At 71.9% G+C, this 26,584-nt stretch carries 19 protein-coding genes; 10 read left to right on the top strand and 9 right to left on the bottom strand.

Annotation, left to right across the window (positions count from 1 at the left end; genetic code table 11):
• Positions 1-90 precede the first annotated feature (90 nt).
• The 3 genes from pepN to AB0C75_RS05165 form a co-directional block, all read right to left on the bottom strand.
• Positions 91-2,682, bottom strand: coding sequence for an aminopeptidase N (gene pepN / locus AB0C75_RS05175; protein ID WP_362887221.1), 2,592 nt, complete (start codon positions 2,680-2,682; stop codon positions 91-93).
• Between the two features lie 186 nt (positions 2,683-2,868).
• Positions 2,869-3,192, bottom strand: a complete 324-nt coding sequence (locus tag AB0C75_RS05170) for a chorismate mutase (protein WP_362887219.1) — start codon at positions 3,190-3,192, stop codon at positions 2,869-2,871.
• 121 nt (positions 3,193-3,313) lie between these two features.
• Entirely contained in the window at positions 3,314-4,090 is a 777-nt protein-coding gene (locus tag AB0C75_RS05165) for a serine protease (RefSeq protein ID WP_362887217.1), read from the bottom strand.
• A 306-nt stretch (positions 4,091-4,396) separates the two neighbouring features.
• On the opposite strand from AB0C75_RS05165, the gene AB0C75_RS05160 reads away from it, so the two are divergent.
• Both AB0C75_RS05160 and AB0C75_RS05155 read left to right on the top strand, forming a co-directional pair.
• A complete protein-coding gene (locus AB0C75_RS05160; RefSeq protein ID WP_362887601.1) occupies positions 4,397-5,326 on the top strand; it encodes a hypothetical protein in 930 nt (309 codons plus the stop codon).
• Between the two features lie 38 nt (positions 5,327-5,364).
• The gene (locus AB0C75_RS05155) at positions 5,365-6,456 is read left to right on the top strand and encodes an ankyrin repeat domain-containing protein (RefSeq protein ID WP_362887215.1); all 1,092 of its coding nucleotides are present in this window, start codon (positions 5,365-5,367) and stop codon (positions 6,454-6,456) included.
• A 270-nt stretch (positions 6,457-6,726) separates the two neighbouring features.
• Here AB0C75_RS05155 and AB0C75_RS05150 read toward each other — a convergent pair whose 3' ends face one another.
• From AB0C75_RS05150 to AB0C75_RS05140, 3 genes are all read right to left on the bottom strand, one after another.
• Entirely contained in the window at positions 6,727-8,409 is a 1,683-nt protein-coding gene (locus AB0C75_RS05150; protein WP_362887213.1) for a DEAD/DEAH box helicase, read from the bottom strand.
• A 215-nt stretch (positions 8,410-8,624) separates the two neighbouring features.
• Complete coding sequence (locus AB0C75_RS05145) at positions 8,625-8,828, bottom strand: cold-shock protein (RefSeq protein WP_015607926.1); 204 nt, start codon at positions 8,826-8,828, stop codon at positions 8,625-8,627.
• A gap of 393 nt (positions 8,829-9,221) precedes the next feature.
• A complete protein-coding gene (locus AB0C75_RS05140) occupies positions 9,222-9,743 on the bottom strand; it encodes a pyridoxamine 5'-phosphate oxidase family protein (protein WP_362887211.1) in 522 nt (173 codons plus the stop codon).
• Positions 9,744-9,903: 160 nt separating this feature from the next.
• Between AB0C75_RS05140 and AB0C75_RS05135 the strand changes: the two genes are divergently transcribed.
• On the top strand, positions 9,904-10,818 hold the full coding sequence (locus tag AB0C75_RS05135) for a rhomboid family intramembrane serine protease (RefSeq protein WP_362887209.1): 915 nt from the start codon (positions 9,904-9,906) through the stop codon (positions 10,816-10,818).
• Positions 10,819-10,976: 158 nt separating this feature from the next.
• Positions 10,977-12,149, top strand: coding sequence for an SLC13 family permease (locus tag AB0C75_RS05130; protein WP_362887599.1), 1,173 nt, complete (start codon positions 10,977-10,979; stop codon positions 12,147-12,149).
• 202 nt (positions 12,150-12,351) lie between these two features.
• Here AB0C75_RS05130 and AB0C75_RS05125 read toward each other — a convergent pair whose 3' ends face one another.
• From AB0C75_RS05125 to AB0C75_RS05115, 3 genes are all read right to left on the bottom strand, one after another.
• Positions 12,352-13,812 carry a glutamate synthase subunit beta gene (locus AB0C75_RS05125; protein WP_362887207.1) on the bottom strand — a complete coding sequence of 487 codons (1,461 nt, stop codon included), beginning with the start codon at positions 13,810-13,812 and terminating at the stop codon, positions 12,352-12,354.
• Positions 13,805-18,364: a glutamate synthase large subunit gene (gltB, locus tag AB0C75_RS05120; RefSeq protein ID WP_362887205.1), complete on the bottom strand. Its 4,560-nt coding sequence runs from the start codon at positions 18,362-18,364 to the stop codon at positions 13,805-13,807. The genes AB0C75_RS05125 and gltB overlap by 8 nt, the downstream gene beginning before the upstream one ends.
• Positions 18,365-18,761: 397 nt before the next feature.
• Entirely contained in the window at positions 18,762-19,493 is a 732-nt protein-coding gene (locus tag AB0C75_RS05115; RefSeq protein WP_362887203.1) for a VIT1/CCC1 transporter family protein, read from the bottom strand.
• Between the two features lie 215 nt (positions 19,494-19,708).
• On the opposite strand from AB0C75_RS05115, the gene AB0C75_RS05110 reads away from it, so the two are divergent.
• The 6 genes from AB0C75_RS05110 to AB0C75_RS05085 are packed head-to-tail and all read left to right on the top strand — an operon-like array spanning position 19,709 to position 26,563.
• Positions 19,709-20,848 carry an ADP-ribosylglycohydrolase family protein gene (locus AB0C75_RS05110; RefSeq protein ID WP_362887201.1) on the top strand — a complete coding sequence of 380 codons (1,140 nt, stop codon included), beginning with the start codon at positions 19,709-19,711 and terminating at the stop codon, positions 20,846-20,848.
• Positions 20,845-22,059 carry an ADP-ribosylglycohydrolase family protein gene (locus AB0C75_RS05105; RefSeq protein WP_362887199.1) on the top strand — a complete coding sequence of 405 codons (1,215 nt, stop codon included), beginning with the start codon at positions 20,845-20,847 and terminating at the stop codon, positions 22,057-22,059. The genes AB0C75_RS05110 and AB0C75_RS05105 overlap by 4 nt, the downstream gene beginning before the upstream one ends.
• Entirely contained in the window at positions 21,995-23,191 is a 1,197-nt protein-coding gene (locus AB0C75_RS05100) for an ADP-ribosylglycohydrolase family protein (protein ID WP_362887197.1), read from the top strand. Before AB0C75_RS05105 ends, AB0C75_RS05100 begins: the two co-directional genes overlap by 65 nt.
• Entirely contained in the window at positions 23,188-24,564 is a 1,377-nt protein-coding gene (locus AB0C75_RS05095) for an ADP-ribosylglycohydrolase family protein (RefSeq protein WP_362887196.1), read from the top strand. The genes AB0C75_RS05100 and AB0C75_RS05095 overlap by 4 nt, the downstream gene beginning before the upstream one ends.
• Positions 24,561-25,745, top strand: coding sequence for a CoA transferase (locus AB0C75_RS05090; RefSeq protein WP_362887194.1), 1,185 nt, complete (start codon positions 24,561-24,563; stop codon positions 25,743-25,745). The genes AB0C75_RS05095 and AB0C75_RS05090 overlap by 4 nt, the downstream gene beginning before the upstream one ends.
• Positions 25,742-26,563, top strand: a complete 822-nt coding sequence (locus AB0C75_RS05085; RefSeq protein WP_362887192.1) for a CoA ester lyase — start codon at positions 25,742-25,744, stop codon at positions 26,561-26,563. The genes AB0C75_RS05090 and AB0C75_RS05085 overlap by 4 nt, the downstream gene beginning before the upstream one ends.
• Positions 26,564-26,584 lie beyond the last annotated feature (21 nt).

The following is a 26,584-nucleotide window of genomic DNA, read 5'->3' as shown; positions in this document are numbered from 1 at the left end:
GGTGTTCGTTGTCCGTATGGCTGTGCCCGGCTCCTCTGGAGGGCTGAGGGCCGGGCCTGTCGTGGTGCTGTGGGGTGGGGCGGGCCGGGTTCAGTGGGCGTTGCGTACGGCGAGGGCGCGGCGGGCGTCGTCGAGTTGGTCGGTGAGTTTGCGGCGTAGTGCGGGGGTGAGTGCGGGGTTGTGGAGGGCCTGTTCGCCGAGGTGGATGCTGTCGGGGTCGATGGCGTGGGCGGGGAAGGCGTGGCGTCCGGCGGCGTCGGCGATGGCGGGGCCGCGGCGGGCGGCGAGTTCGATGGCGTCGGGGTAGTAGCGGGCGACGTAGGGGTGGAGGAGTTCGGTCTGTTCGGGCTGCCAGAAGCCTTGGGCGGTGGCGGTGAAGAGGTAGTTGGAGAGGCTGTCGTCGCTGAACATCGCTTTCCAGGCGGCTTTTTTGGCTTGGTCGGTGGGGAGGGCGGCGTGGCAGCGGGCTGCGCCTTCCTGGCCGGTTGCGCTGGGGTCCTTGTCGAGTTCGTGGGCGATGGCGGTCTCGTCGATGGCGCCGAGGACGGCGAGGCGGGTGAGGATGCGCCAGCGGAGTTCGGGGTCGAGTTCGGGTCCGCCGGGGGCGGTGCCTTCGCGGAGCCAGTCCTGGATGGTGTCGGGCTGGGTGGCGGCGTTGATGAAGTGGCGTACGGCGGTGAGGCGGAGGCCGGGGTCGGGGGTGCCGGGTGTGGTGGTGCCGGGGCCTTGTTCCCAGTCCTTGGCGGTGAGTCCTTCGGTGCGGCGGAGGAGGTCACGGCTGAGGGAGGTGAGGGTGGCGAGGGCGGTGGGCCGGTCCTGGGGTGTGAGGTAGCGGTCGGCGATGTGGGTGGTGGCGAAGCCGAGGACGCCTTGGACGAGGGCGAGGTCGGTTTCGTAGGGCAGGTGGGTGCGGGCTGCTGTGAGGTGGACGGTGGGGTGGAGGTCTCCGTCGCGGACCATGTCGCGTGCGGTGTTCCAGATGACGGCGCGGGTGAGGGCGTCGGGGATGCCGGAGAGGTGGGTGAGGGCGGTGTTCCAGGAGTCGGGGTCGAGGCGGATCTTGGCGTAGGTGAGGTCCTGGTCGTTGAGGACGATGAGGTCGGGGCGGTGGCCGGGCCGGGTGGTGGCGGTGTGGTCCTGGGGGATGTCGAGTTCGAAGCGGTTGCGTGGAGTCAGCTGGTCGGCGCCGGTCTGGGTGTCGAGGCTGTGGTCGTAGGTGCCGACGGTGATGCGGTGGGGGCGGTTGCCGGCGCGGTCGACGGTGAGGTTCCAGCTGTTGCCGGCGTTTTCGACGTGGGCGGTGAGGGTGTCGATGCCGGTGGTGCGGAGCCAGGTGGCGGCCCAGGCGTGGACGTCGCGGTCGGTGGCGCCGGCGAGGTTGTCGATGAAGTCGTCGAGGGTGGCGTTGGCGAATTTATGGCGTGCGAAGTGGGTGTTGATGCCGGCGAGGAAGTCCTTCTCGCCGAGCCAGGTGACGAGTTGGCGGAGTGCGGAGGCGCCCTTGGCGTAGGAGATGCCGTCGAAGTTGAGGAGGGCGGACGCGGTGTCGGGCACGGCGTGGGGGTCGGGCGCCACGGGGTGGGTGGTGGGGCGTTGGTCGGCGTCGTAGCCCCAGCCCTTGCGTGCGACGCCGAAGTCGGTCCAGGTGCCGGGGAACGGGGTCTCCCCTGGTCGGACGGAGTTGAGGGCTCGGGGAAAGGTGGCTTCGGTGAGGGTCTGGTAGCCCATGTACTCGGCGAAGGACTCGTTGAGCCAGATGTCGTCCCACCAGGTGAGGGTGACGAGGTCGCCGAACCACATATGGGCCATCTCGTGGGCGATGGTGACGGCGCGGGTCTGGCGTTCGGTGTCGGTGACGGCGGAGCGGTAGATGTATTCGTCGCGGAAGGTGACGAGTCCGGGGTTCTCCATGGCGCCTGCGTTGAATTCGGGGACGAAGGCCTGGTCGTAGGAGTCGAAGGGGTAGGGCTCGTCGAACTTCTCGTGGTAGCGGTCGTAGCAGGCGCGGGTGATGCCGAGGATCTCGTCGGCGTCGGCGTCCAGATGGGGTGCGAGGGAGCGGCGGCAGTGGATGCCGAAGGGGAGGCCGGCGTGGTGGGTGGTGACGGAGTGCCAGGGGCCCGCGGCGACGGCCGCGAGGTAGGTGGAGATGGGCGGGGTGGGGGCGATGGTCCAGCGGCCTTCGCCTGCCTGGGTGGTGGTGCCGTTGCCGAGGACCGTCCAGCCGGTGGGGGCGGTGACGGTGACGTCGAACACGGACTTGAGGTCGGGCTGGTCGAAGGCGGCGAAGACGCGTGGGGCGTCGTCCAGGAAGAGCTGGGTGTAGACGTAGGTCTCGCCGTCGGCCGGGTCGGTGAAGCGGTGCATGCCTTCGCCGGTGCGGGAGTAGTGCATGGTGGCGTCGACGGTGAGTTCGTGGGGGCCGGGGGTGAGGCGGTCCAGGGGGTAGCGGTTCCGGTCGAGGCGCTGGGGGTCCAGGGGGTGTCCGTCGAGGCTGATCGAGCGCAGGGTGTCCGGCTTGATCTCGACGAAGGTGTCTCCGGCCGCGTGGGCGGTGAACCGGATGGCGGTCCTGGAGTCGAAGGTCTCGTCGCCGGTGGTGAGGTCGAGGTCGACCGTGTACCGGTGTACGTCGAGGAGTTGGGCGCGGGTCTGCGCTTCGTTGCGCGTCAGTACGGACATGGGCCCATGCTGCCGTACGGGTCCGGGGCTGTGCAGTGAGGTTCTCGCAGGGCTGACGACGAGGCGGCACGGCGGGGGCGCGAGGGGGCGCGAAGTGCCGGGACCGGGGGCCGGGCGCGAAGCCGGGATGTCTGCACGGGGGCCGGGGTGTCCGCACGCGGGCCGGGGCCGGCCCTCGTGGTGGGGTCAGGCGTTGGGGCCCGCGGATTCTTCGGCGATGCGCTCGTGGTGGCGGATGACCTCGGCCACGATGAAGTTCAGCAGCTTCTCGGCGAAGGCCGGGTCCAGCTTGGCGTTCTCGGCGAGCTGTCGCAGGCGGGCGATCTGGCGGGCCTCGCGGGCGGGGTCGGCGGGCGGCAGGTGGTGTTCGGCCTTGAGGTGACCCACCTGCTGGGTGGCCTTGAATCGCTCGGCGAGCATGTGGACGACAGCGGCATCGATGTTGTCGATGCTCTCGCGCAGCCGGTTCAGTTCGGTGGTGACGTACTCGTCGATGTCGCTCGTGGTCATGGTCAGCGAGCTTAGAGGGTACGGCGCATGGGGTGATCGACGGCGGGGCCCGTTCGTGGGACGGCCCTGGGGGCACCCGTCAGGACGGGTGCCCCCAGGGGGTGGTGCGGGGTGAGCCGGGTCAGAGGTTCGACGCGGCCGAGGCGATGTCGGAGGCGAAGGCCGACACCTGGGTGTAGACGCCGGGGTAGCCGGGCCGTGCGCAGCCCTCGCCCCAGCTGACGATGCCGACCTGGATCCAGGCGCCTGCGTCGTCCTTGCGGAACATGGGGCCGCCGGAGTCGCCCTGGCAGGAGTCCACGCCGCCGGCGCTGACGTTTCCGGCGCAGATCTCCTCACCGGGTACGAGGTCGCCGCCGTAGGCCTGCTGGCAGGTGGCGTCGGAGACGAAGGGGACGGTGGCCTTCAGCAGGTAGCGCTGCTGGCCGCCGCCTTCGGTGGCGGCGCCCCAGCCCGCGATGGTGAAGGTGCCGGTGTCGTAGGCGGTGGAGTCGGCGATCTTCAGGGTGGGCTGGTCGATGGGCTCGGCGAGCTTGATCAGCGCCCAGTCCTTGCCGGCGCCGTCGTAGCCGGGCGCCTGGAGGACCTCGGTGGAGCGGACCGTGACGGCGGAGGACGACTGGAGGTCGACGGTGCCGCCGGTGGCGGTGATCGAGGTGTCCTTGCCGGAGCCGTCCACGCAGTGCGCGGCGGTCAGGACGATGTCCTGGGCGTAGAGCGCGCCGCCGCAGCCCATGGAGAGCCGGACCATGAAGGGGAATTCGCCCTGGGCCGCGCGGGTGCCGCCGACGATGGGGGCGGGGGCGGCGGAGGCGTTCGACGGCTGGAGGCTGAAGGTGGCGAGGGCCACCGCGGCTATGACGGAACATCTCTTGAGCGTGCGCAGAAGCTGCTTCACAGGAGTGTCTGCTTTCGTGGGGGGGGTGATGTGGGGGGTGGCCGTTGGTGTGGGGGGTGGCCGTGTGCAGGCATGCGTTGTCCTGGTCAGGGGCACCGACCGACCACTCTCGGCATGCCCGCGACAAGAACGATCCGATTATCGGGAAACGATCACCGCTCACACAAGGCATGGTTTTCGGCCAAGATCATCGCGCCTGAATCGGCCGGTCCCGCTCGGACAGCCCTTACGACCTGATCCGCTCGCTATCGCGCACCAGGTCGTTAGAGTGAGGTCTCGTTGAGCGTCATCGATGGGGGTTCGGACGTGAGCGACGGCGGCAACGGCAGCAGGGGCGGTAACGGCAGCGACGGCGGCCCGGTCGTGCATGGGTTCCCGCACCTCGACGCCGTCCGTTCGGCGATCACCTCGCTCTACCGGCGGGTCTCCCCCGACGGTGTGCACGCCTACGCCACGAGCCTCGCTCCGGTCGACGCCGCGTTCTCCGACGTGGACGATCTGCATCTCGGCGCCCAGCGCGTGGCCGGAGCCCTGGTGCAGCACCTGCGTCTGCCGCAGGCCCGTATCGTCGTCGGCTTCCGGCGGATGGAACACGCCGCGAGCGTCGAACTCACCGCAGGGCCCGAGTACTTCATCGAGCTCAACGACCGTTTCCGTACGCACCGCAGGGACATCGGCGCCGCCCTCGCGCACGAGATCACCCATGTGCTGCTGCACCGGCTGGGCCTGGAGCTCCCCGGTACCCGCGACAACGAGATCCTCACTGACACGGTGACGGCCTACCTCGGCGCGGGCTGGCTGCTGCTGGACGCCTTCCGTCAGGACGCGGTGTCCAGCCAGAAGCTCGGCTATCTCACGCCCGAGGAGTTCGGTTACGTGCTCGCCAAGCGCGCACTGGTTTTCGACGAGGACCCCTCGGTGTGGTTCACCAGCCCCCAGGCGTACACGGCGTACACCAAGGGGCGGGCCGAGGCCCTGCGCGATCTGCAACGGCCGCCGTTGACGGCCGCGGGGTGGGCGGGCAGGCGCCGTTACGCCAAGGACCGCCGTTACGCGGGCGACCACCCGGGCGCCGCCCGCGACCCGTCCCTTCCGTACGCCTTCGAGGGCGGGGCGGACGGGCTGCGGGTCTCCTTCGCCTGCCCCGTCTGCCACCAGCGCGTCCGGGTCCCGGTCAAGGGCCGGACCAGGGCCAGGTGCGGTCTGTGCCGCACGGTCCTGGAGTGCGACACCTGACAAACCGTCCCGGACCGGGAAAGTCGTAGAGTCGGTGTATGACGCATGGTCCGACGGAGGGCGCCAGGGCCCTCTTCGAGGCGTTGCACGACGATGAGGACGCCGTCGTACGGGCGCTTCGCGCGGGCGCGTCCGCCGAGTCGAGCGACACGGAGGGGACGACCGCGCTGTATCTGGCGTCCGTGCAGGACCTGCCCGGCGCGGTCCGGCTGCTCCTGGCCACGGGCGCGGACCCGAACCGGGCGAGCGGCCCCGAGGCGGGCGATCTGCCGCTGTGCGGGGCGGCGTGCGGGGGTCACGCCGAGGTCGTCGGGGCGCTCCTGTCCGCGGGGGCCGGGCCGGATCTGAGCGAGGAGTTCGGTTTCACCGCGCTGCGCTGGGCGGCGGGCCTCGGCCACGCGCGGGTCGCGGAGGTCCTCCTGGCGCACGGCGCCGACCCGGACCAGCCAGGACCGCAGGGCGAGGTCCCGCTGGTGGTCGCGGCGAGGCGGGGGTCGCTGCGCACCGTCCGGGCCCTGCTGCGGCACGGCGCCCGTGATCTGTCTCCCGCGCTGGAGGAGGCCGGACGCATGCTCACGCTGGACGTGGAGCAGGAGCTGCTGGCGGCGCTGCGCCGGATGTACGGGGACGAGGGCCACGAGAGCGCGGTGCGCCGCGCACCGGTGGACGGCGGGGTGACCGTCACGGTCGAACTGCTGCGGGGCGGGGAGCCGTTCGCCTCTCAGGACCTGCAGACGGGGCACGCCGCGATAGCGACGCTCCTGGAGGGCGAGCTCGGCGTGCGGGCACCGTTCGAGGAGCTGGCCGTCCGGGCGCTGCGGGGCGGGGGCCCCGGGCTGGACAACTGGCTGGCGGCGGTGGAGGCGCTGTCGCTGTACGGCGACGAGGAGACGTTCCAGGCGGCGGCCGCGTGGACGGCGAGCGAGGATCCGCTGCGGCAGACGCTCGGCGCGGAGGTGCTGGCGGGGCTGACGGGCCCGGCGGGGCTCGGATTCCGTACCGGCGACGAGCCGTTCGCCGACCGGGCGGTTCCGCTGTTGCGGGAACTGGCCCGCACCGCGGACCCGGCACCGGCCGAAGCGGCCGCGCGGGCGCTCACCGCGTACGAAGGTGAGCGGGACCGGGAGTGAGACCGGGGCCGAGGCGAACGAGGGCCGAGGGCGGGCCGGCGGGCCGGGGTGAGCCGAGCGGGCGAGGGTGAACCCCGGGCCGCGAGAGTGAGCCGAGCGGCGTGACCCCCCGCCCAGGGACGTGAACCCCCGGCCGAGGGTGACCGGGAAGCGGGTCCCGAGGGCGAGCCGGGGCACGGAACGAGCGGGAACGCCGGAGCTGAACCCAGGAGCTGAGCCCCGGCGACGACGGGTGCGGTGACCGGCGGGACCGCTCACCGCACCCCGCGTCTACGCTGCCCGGCGGCCGCGGCCGGGCGCGCTGCCGCGCCCTGTGCCACCGGCCCTGCCGGCCCCGGCGGTGCGGGCCGATCCGCCCGCGCCACCGGCTCCGCCGCGAGCCGCACCGCCACCGGAGCCGGCACGCGCGCCACCGCCCGCACCACCGCGGGCCGCGCCACCGGCACCGCCCTGCGCGGCACCGGAAGCCGCGCCCGCACCACCGCGCCGGCCACGGCCCCGGCTGCCCGAGCGGAAGGAACCGCCGGCCGCCGTGCCTGAGCCCTGGCTCCCGCCACGCGTACGCGGCTTGGGCTGCGTCGGCTGCGGCACCTCGATGACGATCGCGACGCCGGACGGCTCACGGGCCCCCGTGATCCTGCTGAGTTCCTCGTCGCTCGACCTGATCCGGGTGGTGCGCGGCGCGATGCCCGCGTCCTGCATCAGCCGGGTCATCTCGCGCTTCTCCTCCGGCAGCACGAGCGTGACGACGCTGCCGGACTCCCCGGCGCGGGCGGTGCGCCCACCACGGTGGAGGTAGTCCTTGTGGTCGGTCGGCGGGTCCACGTTGACGACCAGGTCGAGGTCGTCGATGTGGATGCCGCGGGCCGCCACGTTCGTCGCGACGAGCGCGGTGACCTGGCCGTTCTTGAACTGGTCCAGTGTCCGGTTGCGCTGCGGCTGGGACCGGCCGCCGTGCAGGGCCGCGGCCCGTACACCGCTGGCGAGGAGCCGCTTGGCGAAGCGGTCGGCGGCCCGCTTGGTGTCGACGAACATGATCACCCGGCCCTCGCGGGCGGCGATCTTCGTGGCGACGGCCTTCTTGTCCGTCTCGTCCAGGACGTGGAGCACATGGTGCTCCATCGTGGTGACCGCACCGGCGGACGGGTCGACGGAGTGCACGACCGGGTCGGTGAGGAACATCTTGACCAGCCGGTCGATGTTCTTGTCGAGGGTCGCGGAGAACAGCATCCGCTGTCCGTCCGGCTCGACCTGCTTGAGCAGCGCGACGACCTGCGGCATGAAGCCCATGTCGGCCATCTGGTCGGCCTCGTCCAGGACGGTGATCGCGACCTGGTCGAGTCGGCAGTCACCGCGCTCGATGAGGTCCTTGAGCCGGCCGGGCGTGGCGACGAGCACCTCGGCGCCCCGGCGCAGCGCGCCGGACTGCCTGCTGATCGACATGCCGCCGACGACGGTGGCGACGCGCAGGTTCACGGAGGTCGCGTACGGGGTCAGCGCGTCGGTGACCTGCTGGGCGAGCTCGCGGGTGGGGACGAGGACGAGCGCCAGCGGGGCGTGCGGCTCGGAGCGGCGTCCGGCGGTGCGGGCGAGCAGCGCCAGGCCGAAGGCGAGGGTCTTGCCGGAGCCGGTGCGGCCACGGCCGAGGATGTCCCGGCCCGCCAGTGAGTTCGGCAGGGTGGCGCCCTGGATGGGGAAGGGGTCGGTCATGCCCTGTGCGGCGAGGGTCTTCAGCAGCGCGGCGGGCATGTCCAGCTCGGCGAACGCGTCGACGGCGGGCAGTGCGGGGGTCAGGGTCTCCGGCAGGGCGAACTCTCCCCCCTGGGCGGGTGCGGGCCTGCGTCGGGCCGGTGCCTTGCCGGATCCTCGGGTGTTCGCCTGTGCCCGGTCCGTGCCGCGGCCCCTTATCGGGCGGTTGCGGGTCGGTCGGTCCTGGCGTTCGGAGCGGGTCATACGGAATTGCCCTCCTGGGGGATTCCTGGGGTTACTGCCGACTGCTGCGGACTGCTTCTTGTGCGCCCCAGGATGCAAGCACAGAGCAGGTGTCCCGGTGGCGGAGCCGAACCGGGCAATGGACGAGTCGGAAACAGTACAAACTCGAAAACAGCACAAACCGGGGCCCGCACCTTCACGGTGCGGGCCCCGGTTGCGAGGTACGCGTCCGGCAATTAGGCCGGGACGATGTTCTCCGCCTGCGGGCCCTTCTGGCCCTGCGTGACGTCGAAGGAGACCTTCTGGCCCTCCTGGAGCTCACGGAAGCCCTGGGTGGCGATGTTGGAGTAGTGGGCGAAGACGTCGGCGCCGCCGCCGTCCTGCTCGATGAAGCCGAAGCCCTTTTCCGAGTTGAACCACTTCACGGTTCCAGTAGCCATGTCATTCTCCTAAAAGAGGTGCAGTGCCGGAAATCCGCACTTTACGAATTCCAAGTCGCCGCATTGAGCCCCATCCGGAGAAAGCCGGAAAACAATAAAGCGCCTGAGGAGGGTTCCCGTCAGGCGCACATAAAGTTCATGGGTACCAAAACTGCAACTCGGCAACCGTAGCACGTTCTGTCGGCGGGCGGCAGATCACTCCGCCCCGGCGCGCCGGAAGCCCGCTGGTGGCGCCCTGCGCGGGTGGGCGGTTCACCTGAAGGACGTACCGGCGCGCCGGGGCCCGCGCAACGCCGTGCGGCCGGATCCGCGGCTGGGGTTACGCCGCGCGGGTGGCCGCGGCAAGGGGCGGGGCAGGGGCCCTGGCCGCGGCAGGGCGCTGGGGCCCGGAGGTCACGATTCGCGGACGGGGCTGTCGTCGGAGCTCCTGCGCAGGGTGCGCAGCGGGTGGCCGGGGCGCCAGACCTGTACGACGATGTCGCCGCCGTCGATCCCGGTGCGGACCACCTCGGCGGGGTCGGCGCGGAAGAGGAGGAAGGGCTCCGGCGGAGCCGCCTCATCGACGTAGCGTGCCAGCGCGGCGGGGTCGGTGATCTCCACGGCCTGCCCGGAGACGCGGACGTCCCCGTCGGCCATCTCCGCGTCAGGGCCCGGATTGGCGTGGAGGGCGAAGCGTGGGTCGCGCCGCAGGTCCAGCGCCTTGCGGGAGCCGGGCATCATGCCGAGCCACAGGGCGTCCGTGCGGAAGTCCGCCTCCAGGCCGGTGACCCGGGGCGAGCCGTCCGCGCGCAGGGTCGCGAGGACGTGGTGCTTGTACTGCTGGAACCTCTTGCGCACGGTGTCGGCGAAGGCCGGTTCCGCGGTGCGGAAGTCCTGCCATGACCCGGGTGTCTCGTTCGCTGTCATGGGTCCCATCGAACCCCGTAATCCGGACACCTTCTGTCAGGATGCGCCGCGGGTCGCCGCAACCCACGTGTGCCGCGCCTCACCGGCGTTCGCTATCTTGAGCGCCGCCGCCCCGGCGGCGCTCCTCGCCCCGTCCACGCGCCCCCGTCCACGAATGAAGGAGCCGGCCATGGAGGCCGCCGCCACCACGTGTTACCGCCACCCGTCGTACGAGACGTATGTGCGCTGCACGCGCTGCGACCGGTACATCTGCCCCGACTGCATGCGTGAGGCGTCGGTCGGGCACCACTGCGTGGAGTGCGTGGCGCAGGGGCAGCGCTCGGTCCGTCAGGCCCGCTCGCTGTTCGGCGGTGCGGTGCCGAGGGCCGCGCGGCCGCTCGTGACGTATGTGCTGATGGCGCTGAACATCGTGGCGTACGTCGTCGAGGTGGTCCGGGACGGGGTGGTGGACCGGTTCGGGATGCTGGGCGCGGTGCTGGTCGATCCGTCGGGCGGGCAGTACTACTACAAGGGGGAGACCTATCCCGGCTTCGAGCTCGACGGGGTGGCCGACGGGGAGTGGTACCGGCTGCTGACGGGCGCCTTCCTGCATCTGCCGCCCGACGCGTCGTTCGGTGTGATGCACCTGGTCTTCAACATGCTCGCGCTGTGGAATCTCGGCAGGGTCGTGGAGGGGCAGCTCGGCCGGGCGCGGTATCTGGCGCTGTATCTGCTGTCCGCGGTGGGCGGCTCGGTGCTGGTGTACCTGATCTCGCCGGAGACGACGGCGGTCGGCGCGTCGGGGGCGATCTTCGGTCTGGCGGCGTCCTTCTACGTCATCAGCCGGCGGCTGGGCCGTGACATGCGGGCGGTGAACCGCTTCATGGCGGGGTTCCTGCTCTGGATGGTCATCTCCGCGGCGTTCACCTCGTGGGAGGGGCATCTGGGCGGGCTGCTGACCGGTGGCCTGGTGACCTACGGTCTTGCGTACGCGCCGGCGAGGCTGCGGACGTCCGCGGCGCAGCTGGCCGGCGGGGTGATCCTGGTCGTGCTGCTGGCGGTGGTGGTCGTCGTGCGGACGGCCGTGCTGACGGGGTCGGCCTGACCGCGGAGGGAGGCCCGCGGGACGTCGCCGGCGGCCGGACCGCCGAACTCGCCGGTCCCTGAGCTGCGTCCACTTTCTGAGATCATCATCCCGTGGCGAGAGATCTCTCGGGGCAGGGCCAGGAGCCCGGCGGGCGTGTCCGGCTGCTGCTCCGCCGGCTGCACCCGCTCGACTGGCTGGCGGGCGGTCTGCTGCTCCTGGGGCTGCTCGCGGTGGTGACGGGGCTGCTGCCCTCGGGGCCCGCCGCCGATGAGATGCGGCGGGTGGGGCCGCTGGTGGTGTTCCTGGGCACCGTGATCGTGATGGCCGAGCTGACTGGCCGGGCGCAGGTCTTCGATGTGGTGGCGGCCTGGATGGCGCATGCGGGGCGGGGGCGTTATCCGCTGCTGTTCGGGCTGTGCGTGCTGTTCGCCTCGCTCACCACGGTCACGCTGAATCTGGACACCACGGCGGTGCTGCTCACCCCGGTCATGCTGTCGCTGGCCACCCGGGTGGGGATCGCGCCGGTGCCGCTGGCGATGACGACGGTGTGGCTCGCCAACACGGCGAGTCTGCTGCTGCCGGTCTCGAATCTGACGAATCTGCTGGCGGCGGAGCGGGTGGCGCTCTCGCCGTCCGGTCTCGCCGCGGTGATGTGGCTGCCGCAGCTCGCCTCGATCGCCGTGACGGCGGCGTGTCTGTGGGTCTTCTACTGGCGGCGTGGCCGGCGCGGCGCGGACCGGTACACGCCGCCGGGCGCGACGGTGGCCCGGGATCCGGTTCTGCTGCGGATCTGCGCGGTGGCCTGTGCGGGCTTCCTGGTGGCGATCCTGGTGGCGGACGTGCCGCTCTGGTCGGCGTCGCTGACCGCGATGGTGGTGGTCGTGGTGGCGTTCGCCGTACGGCGCAGGCAGGAGCTGCGGCTTTCGCTGGTGCCGTGGCGGCTGCTGGTGCTGGTCCCGGGGATGTTCCTGGTGGTGCAGACGATCGGCGCGCACGGGCTGCACCGGCTGCTGGAGTCCGCGCTGGGCTCCGACAACGGTTTCTCGGGGATGCTGCGGTCGGCGGGGGTGGGTGCGGGTCTCGCGAACGTCCTGAACAACCTGCCGGCCTATCTGGCGGGTGAGGAGGTCGTCCCCGTGGGCAATCACCAGCAGTTGCTGGCGCTGCTGATCGGCGTCAATGTGGGGCCGCTCGTGGCTCCGTGGGCGTCCCTGGCGACGCTGCTGTGGTTCGAGCGGTGCCGCTTGCACGGGACGCGGATCGCCCTGGGGCGCTTCCTGGGGACCGGTCTCGTGCTGTCGGTGACAGGCACCCTGGCCGCCGTGTCCGCGCTGGCGCTGACCGGCTGATCCGTCCCCGGCCGGTGCGCGCGGGAACGCGTGGCGGCCTCCGGGGGCCCGTCGCGGCGCGCGGGAACGCGTGGCGGCCCCGGGGAACCCGTCGCGGCACCGGGGGAACGCGTCGCGGCGCCCGCCCATGTCCGGTCGGGGACGGGGGCGGGCGCCGCGTTCAGTTCCGTACGCCGTTGTACGGGACGTCTGTGTGCCGTGGTCAGACCGTCAGTGAACGGTCCGTCGGGCGGATCGGGGCGTGCAGGGCACTGGCCCCGGTCAGGTAGCGGTCCACGCCGCGCGCCGCTGAGCGGCCCTCGGCGATGGCCCAGACGATGAGGGACTGGCCGCGGCCCGCGTCTCCGGCGACGTAGACGCCCTCGACGTTGGTGGCGTAGTCCTCGTCGCGCGCGATGTTGCCGCGGGCGTCGAGGTCGAGGCCGAACTGCTGGACGAGGCCGTTGGCCTGGTCGGTGCCGGTGAAGCCCATGGCCAGGGTGACGAGCTGGGCCGGGATGACGCGCTCGGTGCCGGGCTTCTGCTCCAGCTTGCCGTCCTTGAACTCCACCTCGATGAGGTGGAGCGACTGGACGTTGCCGTCCTCATCGCCCTCGAAGTGGGTGGTGGAGACGGAGTAGATCCGCTCGCCGCCCTCCTCGTGCGCGGAGGTGACCTTGTAGAGCATCGGGAAGGTCGGCCAGGGCTGGTTGGCGTTACGCTCCTCGCCCGGCTGCGGCATGATCTCCAGCTGGGTGACGGAGGCGGCGCCCTGCCGGTGGGCGGTGCCGACGCAGTCGGCGCCGGTGTCGCCGCCGCCGATGACGACGACGTGCTTGCCCTCGGCGGTGATCGGGGAGACCGTCAGGTCGCCCTCCTGCACCTTGTTGGCGAGCGGGAGGTACTCCATCGCGAAGTGCACGCCGTTCAGCTCACGGCCAGGGACGGGCAGGTCGCGCGAGACGGTGGCACCGGCGGCGATGACGACCGCGTCGTAGCGGCGGCGGAGCTTCGCGGCGTCGATGTCCTTGCCGATCTCCACCTCCGTACGGAACTTGGTGCCTTCCGCGCGCATCTGCTCGATGCGGCGGTTGATGTGCGACTTCTCCATCTTGAACTCGGGGATGCCGTAGCGCAGGAGTCCCCCGATGCGGTCCGCGCGCTCGAAGACGGCGACGGTGTGGCCGGCGCGGGTCAGCTGCTGGGCGGCGGCGAGACCGGCCGGACCCGAGCCGACGACGGCGACGGTCTTGCCGGAGAGGCGCTCGGGCGGCTGCGGGGTGACGTCGCCGCTGTCCCAGGCCTTGTCGATGATGGAGACTTCGACGTTCTTGATGGTGACGGCCGGCTGGTTGATGCCGAGGACGCACGCCGACTCGCACGGGGCGGGGCACAGGCGGCCCGTGAACTCCGGGAAGTTGTTCGTGGCGTGCAGGCGCTCGGACGCCGCCGACCAGTCCTCGCGGTAGGCGTAGTCGTTCCACTCGGGGATGAGGTTTCCGAGCGGACAGCCGTTGTGGCAGAACGGGATGCCGCAGTCCATGCAGCGTCCGGCCTGCTTGCTGATGATCGGGAGCAGCGATCCCGGAACGTAGACCTCGTTCCAGTCCTTGACGCGCTCGCCGACGGGGCGGGTCCTGGCGACCTCGCGTCCGGTGGTCAGGAAGCCCTTGGGGTCAGCCATTGGTCGCCGCCTCCATCATCTTCTCGGTGGTCTCCTGCTCGGAGAGACCGGCGAGCTCAGCGGCGTCCTTGGCGGCGAGCACTGCCTTGTAGGTGGACGGGATGATCTTGCTGAAGCGGGTGACCGCGGTGTCCCAGTCGGCCAGCAGCTTCTCGGCGACCGTGGATCCGGTCTCCTCCTGGTGGCGGCGCACGACGTCGTGCAGCCACTGCCTGTCGGTGTCGTCGAGGAGCTCGACGGCGCCGATGTTGCCGGTGTTGACGTTGTCGAGGTCGAGGTCGATGACGTACGCGATACCGCCGGACATGCCCGCGGCGAAGTTGCGTCCCGTCTCACCGAGGACGACCGCGTGGCCACCGGTCATGTATTCGCAGCCGTGGTCGCCCACGCCTTCCGAGACGACCGTGGCGCCGGAGTTACGGACGCAGAAGCGCTCGCCGGTCCTGCCACGGAGGAACAGCTCGCCGCCGGTGGCTCCGTAGCCGATGGTGTTGCCGGCGATGGTGGAGTACTCGGCGAGGTGGTCGGCGCCGCGGTCGGGGCGGACGATGACGCGGCCGCCGGAGAGGCCCTTGCCGACGTAGTCGTTGGCGTCGCCCTCCAGGCGCAGCGTCACACCGCGCGGGACGAACGCGCCGAAGGACTGGCCGGCGGATCCGGTGAAGGTGATGTCGATGGTGTCGTCGGGCAGGCCCGCACCGCCGAACTTCTTGGTCACCTCGTGGCCGAGCATGGTGCCGACGGTCCGGTTGATGTTGCGGATCGCGACCTGCGCCCGTACGGGCTGGGCGGCCTCGGCGCTGTCGGCGCCCAGGGCGTCGGCTGCGAGCTTGATCAGCTGCTTGTCGAGGGCCTTGGCCAGGCCGTGGTCCTGCTCGCTTGTGCGGTGGCGCGCCGCGTTCTCGGGGAGCTCGGGCACGTGGAAGAGGGGGTCGAGGTCGAGTCCCTGGGCCTTCCAGTGGGTGACGGCCCGCTCGGTGTCGAGGAGTTCGGCGTGGCCGACGGCCTCCTCGATGGTGCGGAAGCCGAGCTCGGCGAGGATCTCGCGGACCTCCTCGGCGATGAACTCGAAGAAGTTGACGATGTACTCGGCCTTGCCGGAGAACCTGCTCCGCAGGACGGGGTTCTGGGTGGCGATGCCGACCGGGCAGGTGTCGAGGTGACAGACCCGCATCATGACGCAGCCGGAGACGACGAGCGGCGCGGTCGCGAAACCGAACTCCTCGGCACCCAGCAGGGCGGCGATGACGACGTCGCGGCCGGTCTTGAGCTGGCCGTCGGTCTGGACGACGATGCGGTCGCGCAGGCCGTTGAGCAGCAGGGTCTGCTGGGTCTCGGCGAGGCCGAGCTCCCAGGGGCCGCCCGCGTGCTTGAGCGAGGTGAGCGGTGAGGCGCCGGTGCCGCCGTCGTGTCCTGAGATGAGGACGACGTCCGCGTGGGCCTTGGAGACACCCGCGGCGACCGTTCCGACGCCGACCTCGGAGACCAGCTTCACATGGACGCGGGCCGCCGGGTTGGCGTTCTTGAGGTCGTGGATCAGCTGAGCCAGGTCCTCGATGGAGTAGATGTCGTGGTGCGGCGGGGGCGAGATCAGGCCGACGCCCGGGGTGGAGTGCCGGGTCCTGGCGACCCACGGGTAGACCTTGTGGCCGGGCAGCTGGCCGCCCTCGCCGGGCTTGGCGCCCTGCGCCATCTTGATCTGGATGTCGTCCGCGTTGACCAGGTACTCGCTGGTGACACCGAAGCGGCCGGAGGCGACCTGCTTGATGGACGAGCGGCGTGCCGGGTCGTAGAGGCGCTCGGAGTCCTCGCCGCCCTCGCCGGTGTTGGACTTGCCGCCCAGCTGGTTCATGGCGACGGCGAGTGTCTCGTGCGCCTCCTGGGAGATGGAGCCGTACGACATGGCGCCGGTGGAGAAGCGCTTGACGATCTCGGAGGTGGACTCGACCTCGTCGATGGAGATCGGCTCGCGGCCGTCCTTGAAGTTGAAGAGTCCGCGGAGCGTCATGAGGCGCTCGGACTGCTCGTTGACCCGGCCGGTGTACTTCTTGAAGATGTCGTACCGGCGGTTGCGGGTGGCGTGCTGGAGGCGGAAGACCGTGTCCGGGTCGAACAGGTGCGGTTCGCCCTCGCGGCGCCACTGGTACTCGCCGCCGATCTCCAGGGCGCGGTGCGACGCGGAGATGCCGGATGCGGGGTACGCCTTGGTGTGCCGGGCGGCGACCTCCTTGGCGACGACGTCGAGTCCGGCGCCGCCGATCTTGGTGGCGGTGCCGTTGAAGTACTGGGCGACGAAGGCCTCGTCGAGGCCGACGGCCTCGAAGACCTGGGCGCCGCGGTAGGAGGCGACGGTCGAGATGCCCATCTTGGACATGACCTTCAGGACGCCCTTGCCGAGGGCGTAGATCAGGTTGCGGATGGCCAGCTCGGGCTCGATGCCCTCGATGAACGTACCGGCGCGGACGAGGTCCTCGACGGACTCCATCGCGAGGTAGGGGTTGACGGCGGCGGCGCCGTAACCGATGAGCAGCGCGACGTGGTGGACCTCGCGGACGTCGCCGGCCTCGACCAGCAGGCCCACCTGGGTGCGCTGCTTGGTGCGGATGAGGTGGTGGTGGACGGCCGAGGTGAGCAGCAGCGAGGGGATCGGCGCGTGCTCGGCGTCGGAGTGCCGGTCGGACAGGACGATGAGGCGGGCGCCGTCCTCGATGGCGGTGTCGACCTCGGTGGTGATCTGTTCGATCCGGTCGGAGAGCGACTCGCCGCCGCCGCTGACGCGGTAGAGGCCGGACAGGGTCGCGGCCTTCATGCCCGGCATGTCGCCGTCGGCGTTGATGTGTATGAGCTTGGCCAGCTCGTCGTTGTCGATCACCGGGAAGGGCAGCGCGACGCTGCGGCACGCGGCGGCGGTCGGCTCCAGGATGTTGCCGGCGGGGCCGAGGGTGGAGCGCAGCGAGGTGACGAGCTCCTCGCGGATGGCGTCCAGCGGCGGGTTGGTGACCTGGGCGAACAGCTGGGTGAAGTAGTCGAAGAGCAGCCGGGGGCGCTCGGAGAGCGCGGCGATCGGCGAGTCGGTGCCCATGGAGCCGAGGGGTTCACCTGCGGTGCGGGCCATCGGGGCGACGAGGACGCGGAGCTCTTCCTCGGTGTAGCCGAAGGTCTGCTGGCGGCGGGTGACCGAGGCGTGGGTGTGGACGATGTGCTCGCGCTCGGGGAGGTCCTCGAGTGCGATCTCGCCGGTTTCCAGCCATTCCTCGTACGGCTTCTCGGCGGCCAGGGAGGCCTTGATCTCGTCGTCCTCGATGATGCGGTGCTCGGCGGTGTCGACGAGGAACATCCGGCCGGGCTGGAGGCGGCCCTTGCGGACGACCTTGGCGGGGTCGATGTCCAGGACGCCGACCTCGGAGGAGAGGACGACGAGGCCGTCGTCGGTGACCCAGTAGCGGCCGGGGCGCAGGCCGTTGCGGTCGAGGACCGCGCCGACCTGGACGCCGTCGGTGAAGGTGACACAGGCCGGGCCGTCCCAGGGCTCCATCATCGTGGAGTGGTACTGGTAGAAGGCGCGGCGTGCCGGGTCCATGGAGGCGTGGTTCTCCCATGCCTCGGGGACCATCATCAGCACCGAGTGCGGCAGGGAGCGGCCGCCGAGGTGGAGCAGCTCCAGGACCTCGTCGAAGGAGGCGGAGTCGGAGGCGTCCGGGGTGCAGACGGGGAAGATCCGGTCGAGCTGCGCCTCACCGAAGAGGCCGGAGGCGAGCTGGGACTCGCGGGCCTTCATCCAGTTGCGGTTGCCCTTGACCGTGTTGATCTCGCCGTTGTGCGCAACGAAGCGGTACGGGTGGGCGAGCGGCCAGCTCGGGAAGGTGTTGGTGGAGAAGCGTGAGTGGACCAGGGCGACCGCGGTGGCGAAGCGGCGGTCGGAGAGGTCGGGGAAGAACGGCTCCAGCTGCCCGGTGGTCAGCATCCCCTTGTAGACGATCGTGCGTGCGGAGAGCGAGGGGAAGTACACCCCGGCCTCACGCTCGGCACGCTTGCGCAGGACGAATGCCTTGCGGTCCAGGGCGATGCCGGTGTTCTCGCCGTCGGCCACGATCAGCTGGCGGAACTCGGGCATCGTGGCGCGGGCGCCCTTGCCCAGGAGGTCCGGTGTGACGGGGACCTGGCGCCAGCCGAGGACGTCGAGGCCCTCTTCGGCGGCGATCTTCTCGATCTGCTTCACGGCGTCGGTGGAGTCGTCCGCGGGCAGGAAGGCGATACCGACGGCGTAGGAGCCGGCCTCGGGGAGTTCGAATCCGGCCTCTTCGCGGAGGAAGGCGTCCGGGACCTGAAGGAGAATGCCGGCGCCGTCGCCCGAGTCGGGCTCGGATCCTGTGGCGCCGCGGTGTTCGAGGTTGCGCAGTACGGTCAGCGCCTGCTCGACCAGCTCATGGCTGGCCACACCGGTCAGAGTGGCCACGAACCCGACGCCACAGGCGTCGTGCTCGTTACGGGGGTCGTACATCCCCTGCTGGACAGGGCGACCGTCCATGGGCGACCAGGCGTCGGAACGCATTGGCTCTCCCGTCGTCGTCGTGGCATGTGCTGTGCCGAGGGACGACGTTGGCCCTCTGCGAAATTTTTTGCAGGTTACATGATGGAACGCTTCTCAAAAAGCGGATAGCCCGTTCCAACATGCGGACACCACGAGCGTGGTGCGGGTGGGTCCTGATCCGACGGATCCTCGTGGATCACCGACCGGGGAGACCGCAGAGAGCGGGCGTCGTTGCCCGCGAGTGTCTACGGCTCTTGCCCCGTGGTCATGGAATCGAAACCGCCGGGTAACGGCTACTTATGTGTAGCACTGCATAGCGTCTCATTTTAAGGCGGGCGCACCCCGTAGGCCCAGTGACGTGCGTCAAGACGTACGTCACACCGGTGCGACACCGCCGAGGCCCCACGGAATCCGGGCCTCAGCCGACGGCCACACCGAACAGCGCGCCAAGGCCGTAGGTGATCGCGGCGGCCGCCCCGCCGAGCACCAGCTGGCGCAGTCCGCTGAACCACCAGGTGCGTGCCGTCACCCTGGCCACCACCGCACCGCAGCCGAACAGTCCGGCCAGGGCGAGCAGCACGGCGGGCCACATCCGGTCGGCGCCGAGCAGGTAGGGCAGTACGGGCAGCAGGGCGCCCAGCGCGAAGGCGCCGAAGGAGGACACGGCCGCGACGAGCGGCGACGGGAGGTCACCCGGGTCGATGCCCAGCTCCTCGCGCGCGTGTATTTCGAGGGCCTGCTCCGGGTCCCTGGACAGCTGCCGCGCCACCTCACGGGCGAGCGCCGGCTCCACCCCCCGGGACTCGTAGAGCGCGGCCAGCTCCCGCATCTCGTCCTTGGGGTGTTTGCGCAGCTCACGCCGCTCGACAGCGAGCTCGGCCTCGACGAGTTCGCGTTGCGACGCGACGGAGGTGTACTCCCCCGCGGCCATCGAGAACGCTCCTGCGGCGAGCCCCGCCAAACCGGTGATGACGATGGTCTGCTGGGAGAGCGCACCTCCGGCGACGCCCGTCATCAGGGCCAGGTTGGAGACGAGACCGTCCATGGCGCCGAACACGGCGGGCCGCAGCCAGCCGCCGTTGACGTCACGGTGGGTGTGGTTGTCCCGGTGCGCCTCGTGCAGTACGGCGTCGGTCTCGATGATGGACACAGCTCTCCCCTTCCGGGAGCGGACTCCATGTCCCCCGCTCCGCACCGTCGAAAGTACGCACGAAAAAGGCCTCTCGCCAGCAAGGAAGGCCGAACTTACCTGCCTGAGGAGCGTCACCCGGGCGGACGATATGTAAGAAAATAAGCCTTTTCTTCCGTGCGATCGGGCAACCTCACATATCCGGTTGTTCCGGGTGTGAGTGAAGGGTCGGCACGATGGAGCTCATGACGGAGGGTGCGGCGGTCGGCACGGGAGACCGGGCACGGGGGGCGTTGCTGGGGCTCGCGGTGGGGGACGCGCTCGGTGCGCCCGCGGAGAACATGCGCCCGTCCGAGATCCGCCATCGCTGGGGCCGTATCGAGGGGTTCGTCAGTGACGATCCGGCGGGGACCGACGACACGGAGTACGCGATCTTCTCCGGGCTGCTGCTGGCCAGGCACGGTTCCGCGCTCACCGTCTCGCATGTCGAACGGGCCTGGCACCACTGGATCGCCGATCTGGACGAGGGCCCATTCCGGGGCGCCGGATTCAGCGAGCGGGGCACGCTGGAGAATCTGCGGCGCGGTCTGGCCGCCCCGATCTCCGCCCAGCACCGGCATGCCTGGAGCGACGGTCTCGCGATGCGGGCGGCGCCGTTCGGGGTGTTCGCGGCGGGCCGCCCCGCCGAGGCCGCCCGTCTGGTGGCGGTGGACGGGCGGGTCAGCCACGACGGGGAGGGCATCTACGGCGGTCAGGCGGTCGCGGCGGGGGTGGCGGCCGCGATGGTGGGCGCGGGACTCGCCTCCGTGATCGCCGCCGCGCTCTCGGTCGTCCCGATGGACTCCTGGACGGCGCGCTCGCTGCGCCGCGCGGTCACGGCGGCGCAGCGCTCCTACCCGGACCGGCTGACCGGGGAACGGGCGGTGCGCTCGGCGGTGGTGATCGGCGGCTACCCGTGGACGGATCTGGCGCCGGAAGCGGTGGGGCTCGCCTTCGGCGCCCTCACGGCGGCGCGCGGTGATTTCCGTGACGCGGTGCTCACGGCGGTGAACATGGGCCGGGACGCCGACACCACGGCCGCCGTGGCGGGGGCGCTGGCCGGCGCCCTGCACGGGGTGACGGCGATCCCCGGGGACTGGGCGGCGGCGATCGGGCCGGTGCGGGGCAGCTGTCTGCCGTCGATGCGGGGCCATCATGTCCTGGACATCGCGGATCTGCTGACCCCGGACGACGTGGAGCAGCCGGTGACGGCGCGGCCCGCCGCAGGCGGGGAGCCCGTGCCAGGCGGGGAGCCCGTGCCCTTCCCCGCCTGGCACACACCGGTACGCACCGCCCCGCGCGGGCCCGCCTCCGCTGTCCGGCAGGACGCCCGATGACCGGCGCACCGGACCGGCGGGCCAGGATCGAGGGGCTGCTGCTCGGGCTGGCCGCGGGTGACGCCGCCGGGTGGCCGGCCGCGCGGCACCGGGCGGCGCGGATGCCGGAGTGGACGAGGCGGCTCACCCGGGAGCTGGACACCTTCGCCGAGCAGAACGCGACGACGACGCTCCCCGTGCCCATCGCCCTGAACCAGCCGCCCGAACCGCTGCGGCTCGGTCCGTCCGACGACGCCGAGTGGGCCGCGTTCACCGCCAGGACCGTGCTGGCCGCCGCGGCCGACCACGCACCGGGCCTCTCCCCCGGCCATCGGATGCGGGACGCGGTCGACCGGTCGTGGAACGCGCTGGCGGCGAAGGTGGCCGCGGCGAGCGCCAGGGCGCCCGAGGTCGAGTCGGCCGTCCTGCCGCTGCGGGCCCGGATCTCCGTACGGGCCGGGCTCGGCAATCTGGCCGCCGGGCTGCGCCCGCCCGCCACCGGTCACGACAATCCGCACTACTTCGACGACGCGGCCTGTGTGCGGGCCGCGGTGCTCGCCGTCATGCACCCGGGTGACCCGGCGGCCGCGGCCGGGCTCGCCGAGTTCGACGCCCGGTACACCCAGGACGGTGACGGGGTGCACGGCGCGCGAGCCATCGCGGCCGCGATCGCCGAGGCCCTCGCCGGGGCGGACGTGGACACGGTGGTGAACGCGGCACTCGGGCGGCTCCCCGAGGGCACCGAGATCGCGCGTAACGCGGTCCACGCGGTGCGGCTGGCCAGGGAGTTCGCCGACGAGGCGGCGGGCGCCTTCGCGCTCGTCCCCGTGCTGGAGCACCAGATCGTGGATCACGTCTACAGCTACGGGATCGCCGCCGCCGAGACCGTGCCGGTCGCCCTCGCCCTGACGACCGCCGCCAGGGGCGAGCTCGCCCAGGCCGTCCCCGCCGCGGCCTGTCTGTCCCGGGTCGCGGATTCGGCGCCCGCGCTCGCCGGGGCCCTGACCGGGGCGCTGGGCGGAGCGGCGAGCGTGCCGGCGGGCTGGCGGGAGGCCTGCCGGACGCTCGCCGGGTGCGCGCTGCCCCTGCTCGCCGGCACGGACCTCATCGAACTCGCCGGGCTGTTGGCAGCCACGGAACCGGCCACCCCGGGTGGACAATCCCGGCATGGCACACAAAACACCCGAGTCGTTCGCGGCCGGCACGTCCACCACGACGCTCACCCTGGATGAACGCATCACCGGAGCCCTTGTCAGCGCGGCCGTCGGCGACGCGCTCGGCGGTCCCGTCGAGGGCTGGACACCCGAGCAGATCGTCGAGCGTCACGGCGGCCGGGTGACCGGCGTCGTCGGGCCCTGGTACGGCGACGACTGGCGCACCGCACGCCCCATCGCCCCGTACCACAAGGGCGACGGGCACGTCACCGACGACACCCTGATGACTCACGCGCTGGTCCGGGTGTACGAGGCGGTGCGCGGGCATCTCGACGCCTACGCCGTCGCCGACCACCTGGTGCCCGACCTGATGTCACGGCCCCGCTGGATCCCGGAGCTGGAGGCCGAGGCGCTCCCCCTCCAGCGGATCTTCCTCGCCGAGAAGTGGATCGTCACACGGCTGCACTACGGGCACGCCGATCCCCGCGAGGCGGGTTCGGGCAACATCGTCAACTGCGGGGCGGCGATGTACATGGCCCCGGTCGGCCTGGTCAACGCCGCCCACCCGGAGGCCGCGTACGCGGAGGCGCTGGATGTCGCGGGCGCCCACCAGTCCTCCTACGGGCGGGAGGCGGCCGGGGTCCTGGCCGCCTCGGTCGCCGCCGCGTGCGCACCGGGCGCGACCCCCGTCTCCGTCGTCGAGGCCGCGCTCGCCCTGGCCAAGGACGGCACCCGCTCGGCGATCGAGGCGGTGTGCGAAGTGGCCTCCGGCTACACGGACTTCGAGTCCGCGCTGGCGCCGCTGCGCGCCGCGGTCGCCCCCTTCGACACGGTGGGACCGCACTACCGGGATCCCTCGCTCGGCGCCCGACGGCCCTCGCGGCTGCACTCCATCGAGGAACTGCCCATCGCGCTCGGCATGCTGCTCGTGGGCGGCGGCGACTTCCGGCACACGGTGCTCGGCTCGGTCAACTACGGCCGTGACTGCGACTCGATCGCCACGATGAGCGCAGCGCTCGCCGGCGCCCTCCACGGCGAACAGGCGATCCCCGAGGCCTGGGTGAAGACGGTCGCCGAGGCCAGCCACCTCGATCTGCACGCCCCGGCGCGGGTGCTCGCCGAGGTGGCCCGCGAGGTCTTCGTACGGGACACGGCACGGCGCCGGGCGCACGAGGCGGCGTTCGCCGCGCTGGCGGGCGACGGCAGGTGACCGTACGCCTGACGTGGGTCAAGACCGAGGACCTGGTGGGCCATGAGCTGCGGCAGGCCGAGCAGGACGGCCGGGACGCCACGGACATCGCCCGGCGCTGGTACGCGGCCGGCGGCGCCCCGGCCCCTGAGCGGGCGGGGGCGTCGGAGCCATCGGAGCCCTCCGCCTCGCGTCGGCTGCGCGCGCTCGCCGGGCAGCTGCTGGACGAACTCGCCCTGCTGAAGAGCCCGCTGGCCGATGACGAGCCGAGCGACCTGCCCGGGATCAGGGCCGCCTGCCCGCGCTGGCCCGCCCCGCCCGGCCACCAGGTGTCCGTCGGGCCCGAGCGGCTGCACGCGGCGTGGCTGGGGAGGGCCGCAGGATGCCTGCTGGGCAAGCCGGTCGAGAAGCTGCCGCTGGCCGGCGTCCGCGCCCTGGCCCGCGCCACCGGCAACTGGCCGCTCACCACCTGGTTCACCGCCCGGGGAGTCCCGGCGGAACTGGCCGCGGAGTACCCCTGGAACCGTCGCTCGGCGCCCACCTCGCTGGCCGAGAACATCGACGGGATGCCGGAGGACGACGACCTCAACTACCCCCTGCTGACCGTGCTTCTGCTCCAGCGGCACGGCAGGGGGTTCAGCACCTGCGACCTGGCCGGGCTCTGGCTCGACGAGCTCCCGGCCGGCCGCGTCTTCACCGCCGAGCGCATCGCGTACCGCAATCTGCTCGACGGCGTCGAGCCACCGGACACCGCCCGCCACCGCAACCCGTTCCGGGAGTGGATCGGCGCCCAGATCCGGGCCGACGTCCACGGCTGGACGCACCCGGGCGACCCCGGAGCCGCCGCGGAACAGGCCCATCGGGACGCGGTCCTCACCCACACGGCCAACGGGGTGTACGGCGCGATGTTCACCGCCGCCGCTCTCGCCCAGGCTGCCGGCGGCGAGAGCGATGTGCACGGCTGTCTGGCGGCCGGTCTTCGGGTGGTGCCGCCCCGCTCCCGGTACGCGCACGCCGTACGCCTCGGCATCCGGACGGCCCGCGCCGAAGCGGACTTCGACACGGTCGTGGACCGGCTCCACGAGACCTACGGGGCCGGCCACCACTGGGTGCACGTCCTGCCCAACGCGGCGCTGCTCGCCGCCGCCCTCACCCACGCGGACGGCGACTTCGGCCGCTCCATCGGCTGTGCGGTGTCCGGCGGCTGGGACACCGACTCGAACGGCGCGACGGCCGGCTCGCTCGCGGGCCTGCTGGCCGGAAGGCCCGCCGCGCTGCCCGACGGGTGGACATCCCCGCTCAAGAACCGCCTCGCCACATCCGTGGCCGGTATCGGCTCCATCGGCTTCGACACCCTCGCGGAACTGACCCATCAGGAGGTACGCCGCTCATGACTCCTCTCGCCGGCCTGCGGGTCCTGGACCTCGCGACCCTGTTCGCCGGACCGCTCGCCGCCACCATGCTCGGCGACTTCGGCGCCGAGGTCATCAAGGTCGAACACCCGCGCAAGCCCGACCCCTCGCGCGGGCACGGCCCCGCGAAGGACGGCATCGGCCTGTGGTGGAAGATGCTCGGCCGCAACAAGCGCACCCTGACCCTCGACCTGTCCGCCCCCGGCGGCCGGGACGTGCTGCTGCGGCTGGCCGAGGACACCGATGTGATCATCGAGAACTTCCGGCCCGGGACCCTGGAGCGCTGGGGTCTCGGCTGGGATGAGCTGCGCGCCGTCAACCCCCGGCTGGTGCTGGCCAGGGTCACGGGCTTCGGGCAGAAGGGCCCGTACGCGCACCGGCCCGGCTTCGGCACGCTCGCGGAGGCCATGAGCGGCTTCGCCGCCGTCACCGGGGAGCCGGACGGGCCGCCGACCCTGCCGCCGTTCGGGCTCGCCGATTCGATCGCGGCGCTCGCCACGGCGTACGCGGTGATGACGGCCCTGGCCGGCCGTGACCGCACCGGGGGCGGGCAGGTGGTCGACATGGCGATCATCGAGCCGATCCTGACCGTGCTGGGACCGCAGCCGCTCTGGTACGACCAGCTCGGGTACGTCCAGCCGCGGACCGGGAACCGCTCCCGCAACAACGCCCCGCGCAACACCTACCGCACCGCCGACGGCCACTGGGTCGCCGTCTCCACGTCCGCCCAGTCGGTCGCGGAACGGGTGATGCGCCTGGTGGGGCGCCCTGAGCTGATCGAGGAGCCGTGGTTCCGTGCCGGGAGCACCCGCGCCGAGCACGCCGACGAACTCGACGAGGCGGTGGGCCACTGGATCGCCCGGCGCACCCGGCAGGAGGCGGTGGACGCCTTCGAGAAGGCCGAGGCGGCTATCGCGCCGGTCCATGACGTACGGGATGTGATGGAGAACCCGCAGTACCGGGCGCTCGGCACGATCACCGAGGTCGACGACCCCGAGCTGGGACCGCTGCGGATGCAGAACGTGCTGTTCCGGCTCTCCGAGACCCCGGGGGCGATCCGCTGGGCGGGCCGGCCGCACGGAGCGGACACGGACGAGATCCTGGCCGAGCTCGGTCTCTCCGCGCCCGCGGTAGCCGCCCTGCGGGAGGAGGGGGCGCTGTGAGCGGACCGGCGGTGGCGCTGACCTGGCTGTACGTGCCCGGGGACCGGCCCGAGGTGGTCCGCAAGGCGCTCGGCTCCGGCGCGGACGTGGTGATCATCGACCTGGAGGACGCGGTCGCTCCGGACCGCAAGGAGTACGCGCGCTCGGCGACGGCTGAGCTGCTCTCGGACCCGGTCACCGCGGACCCGATGGCGGTGCCGGTCCATGTCCGGGTCCACGGCGAGGACGACGTGCGGGCACTCGCGGGGCTGCCCGGGCTGTCCGGGATGCGGCTCCCCAAGGTCACCCACGCGGCGTCCGTGCACCATGTCGAGGCGCTGGCACCGGGCACGGCGCTGTATCCACTGCTGGAGTCGGCGCTGGCGATCGAGCACGCGTACTCGATCGCCGGGGCGCATCACGCCGTACGGGGTATCGCGCTAGGCGAGGCGGACCTGCGGGCGGATCTGGGGGTGCGGGGCGACGCCGGTCTCGACTGGCCGCGCAGCCGTGTGGTGACGGCGGCCCGGGCGGCCGGGCTCGACCCTCCGGTGATGTCGGTCTACCCCGATGTCCGGGACCTGGCCGGGCTTGGGGCGTCCTGTGCGCACGGCCGGGATCTCGGTCTGCTCGGCCGGACGGCCATCCACCCACGGCAGTTGCCGGTCATCGAGCGGGCGTTCCTGCCGACGGCACAGGAGGTCGAGTCGGCGGAGCAGGTCCTGGAGGCGTCCCTGGCCGAGGCCGGGGCACAGGCCCTGCCCGACGGGAGGTTCGTCGACGCGGCGGTGGTGGCGACCGCGGAACGCACGCTGGCGCTGGCGCGCTCGCGGCGATGAGGCCCTGCACAGGGCGAAGGG

Source organism: Streptomyces sp. NPDC048565, assembly GCF_040650935.1.
Taxonomy (GTDB): Bacteria; Actinomycetota; Actinomycetes; order Streptomycetales; family Streptomycetaceae; genus Streptomyces.
Note: the sequence above shows the minus strand (reverse complement) of the source record. Positions and strands in the feature narration are given on the sequence as shown.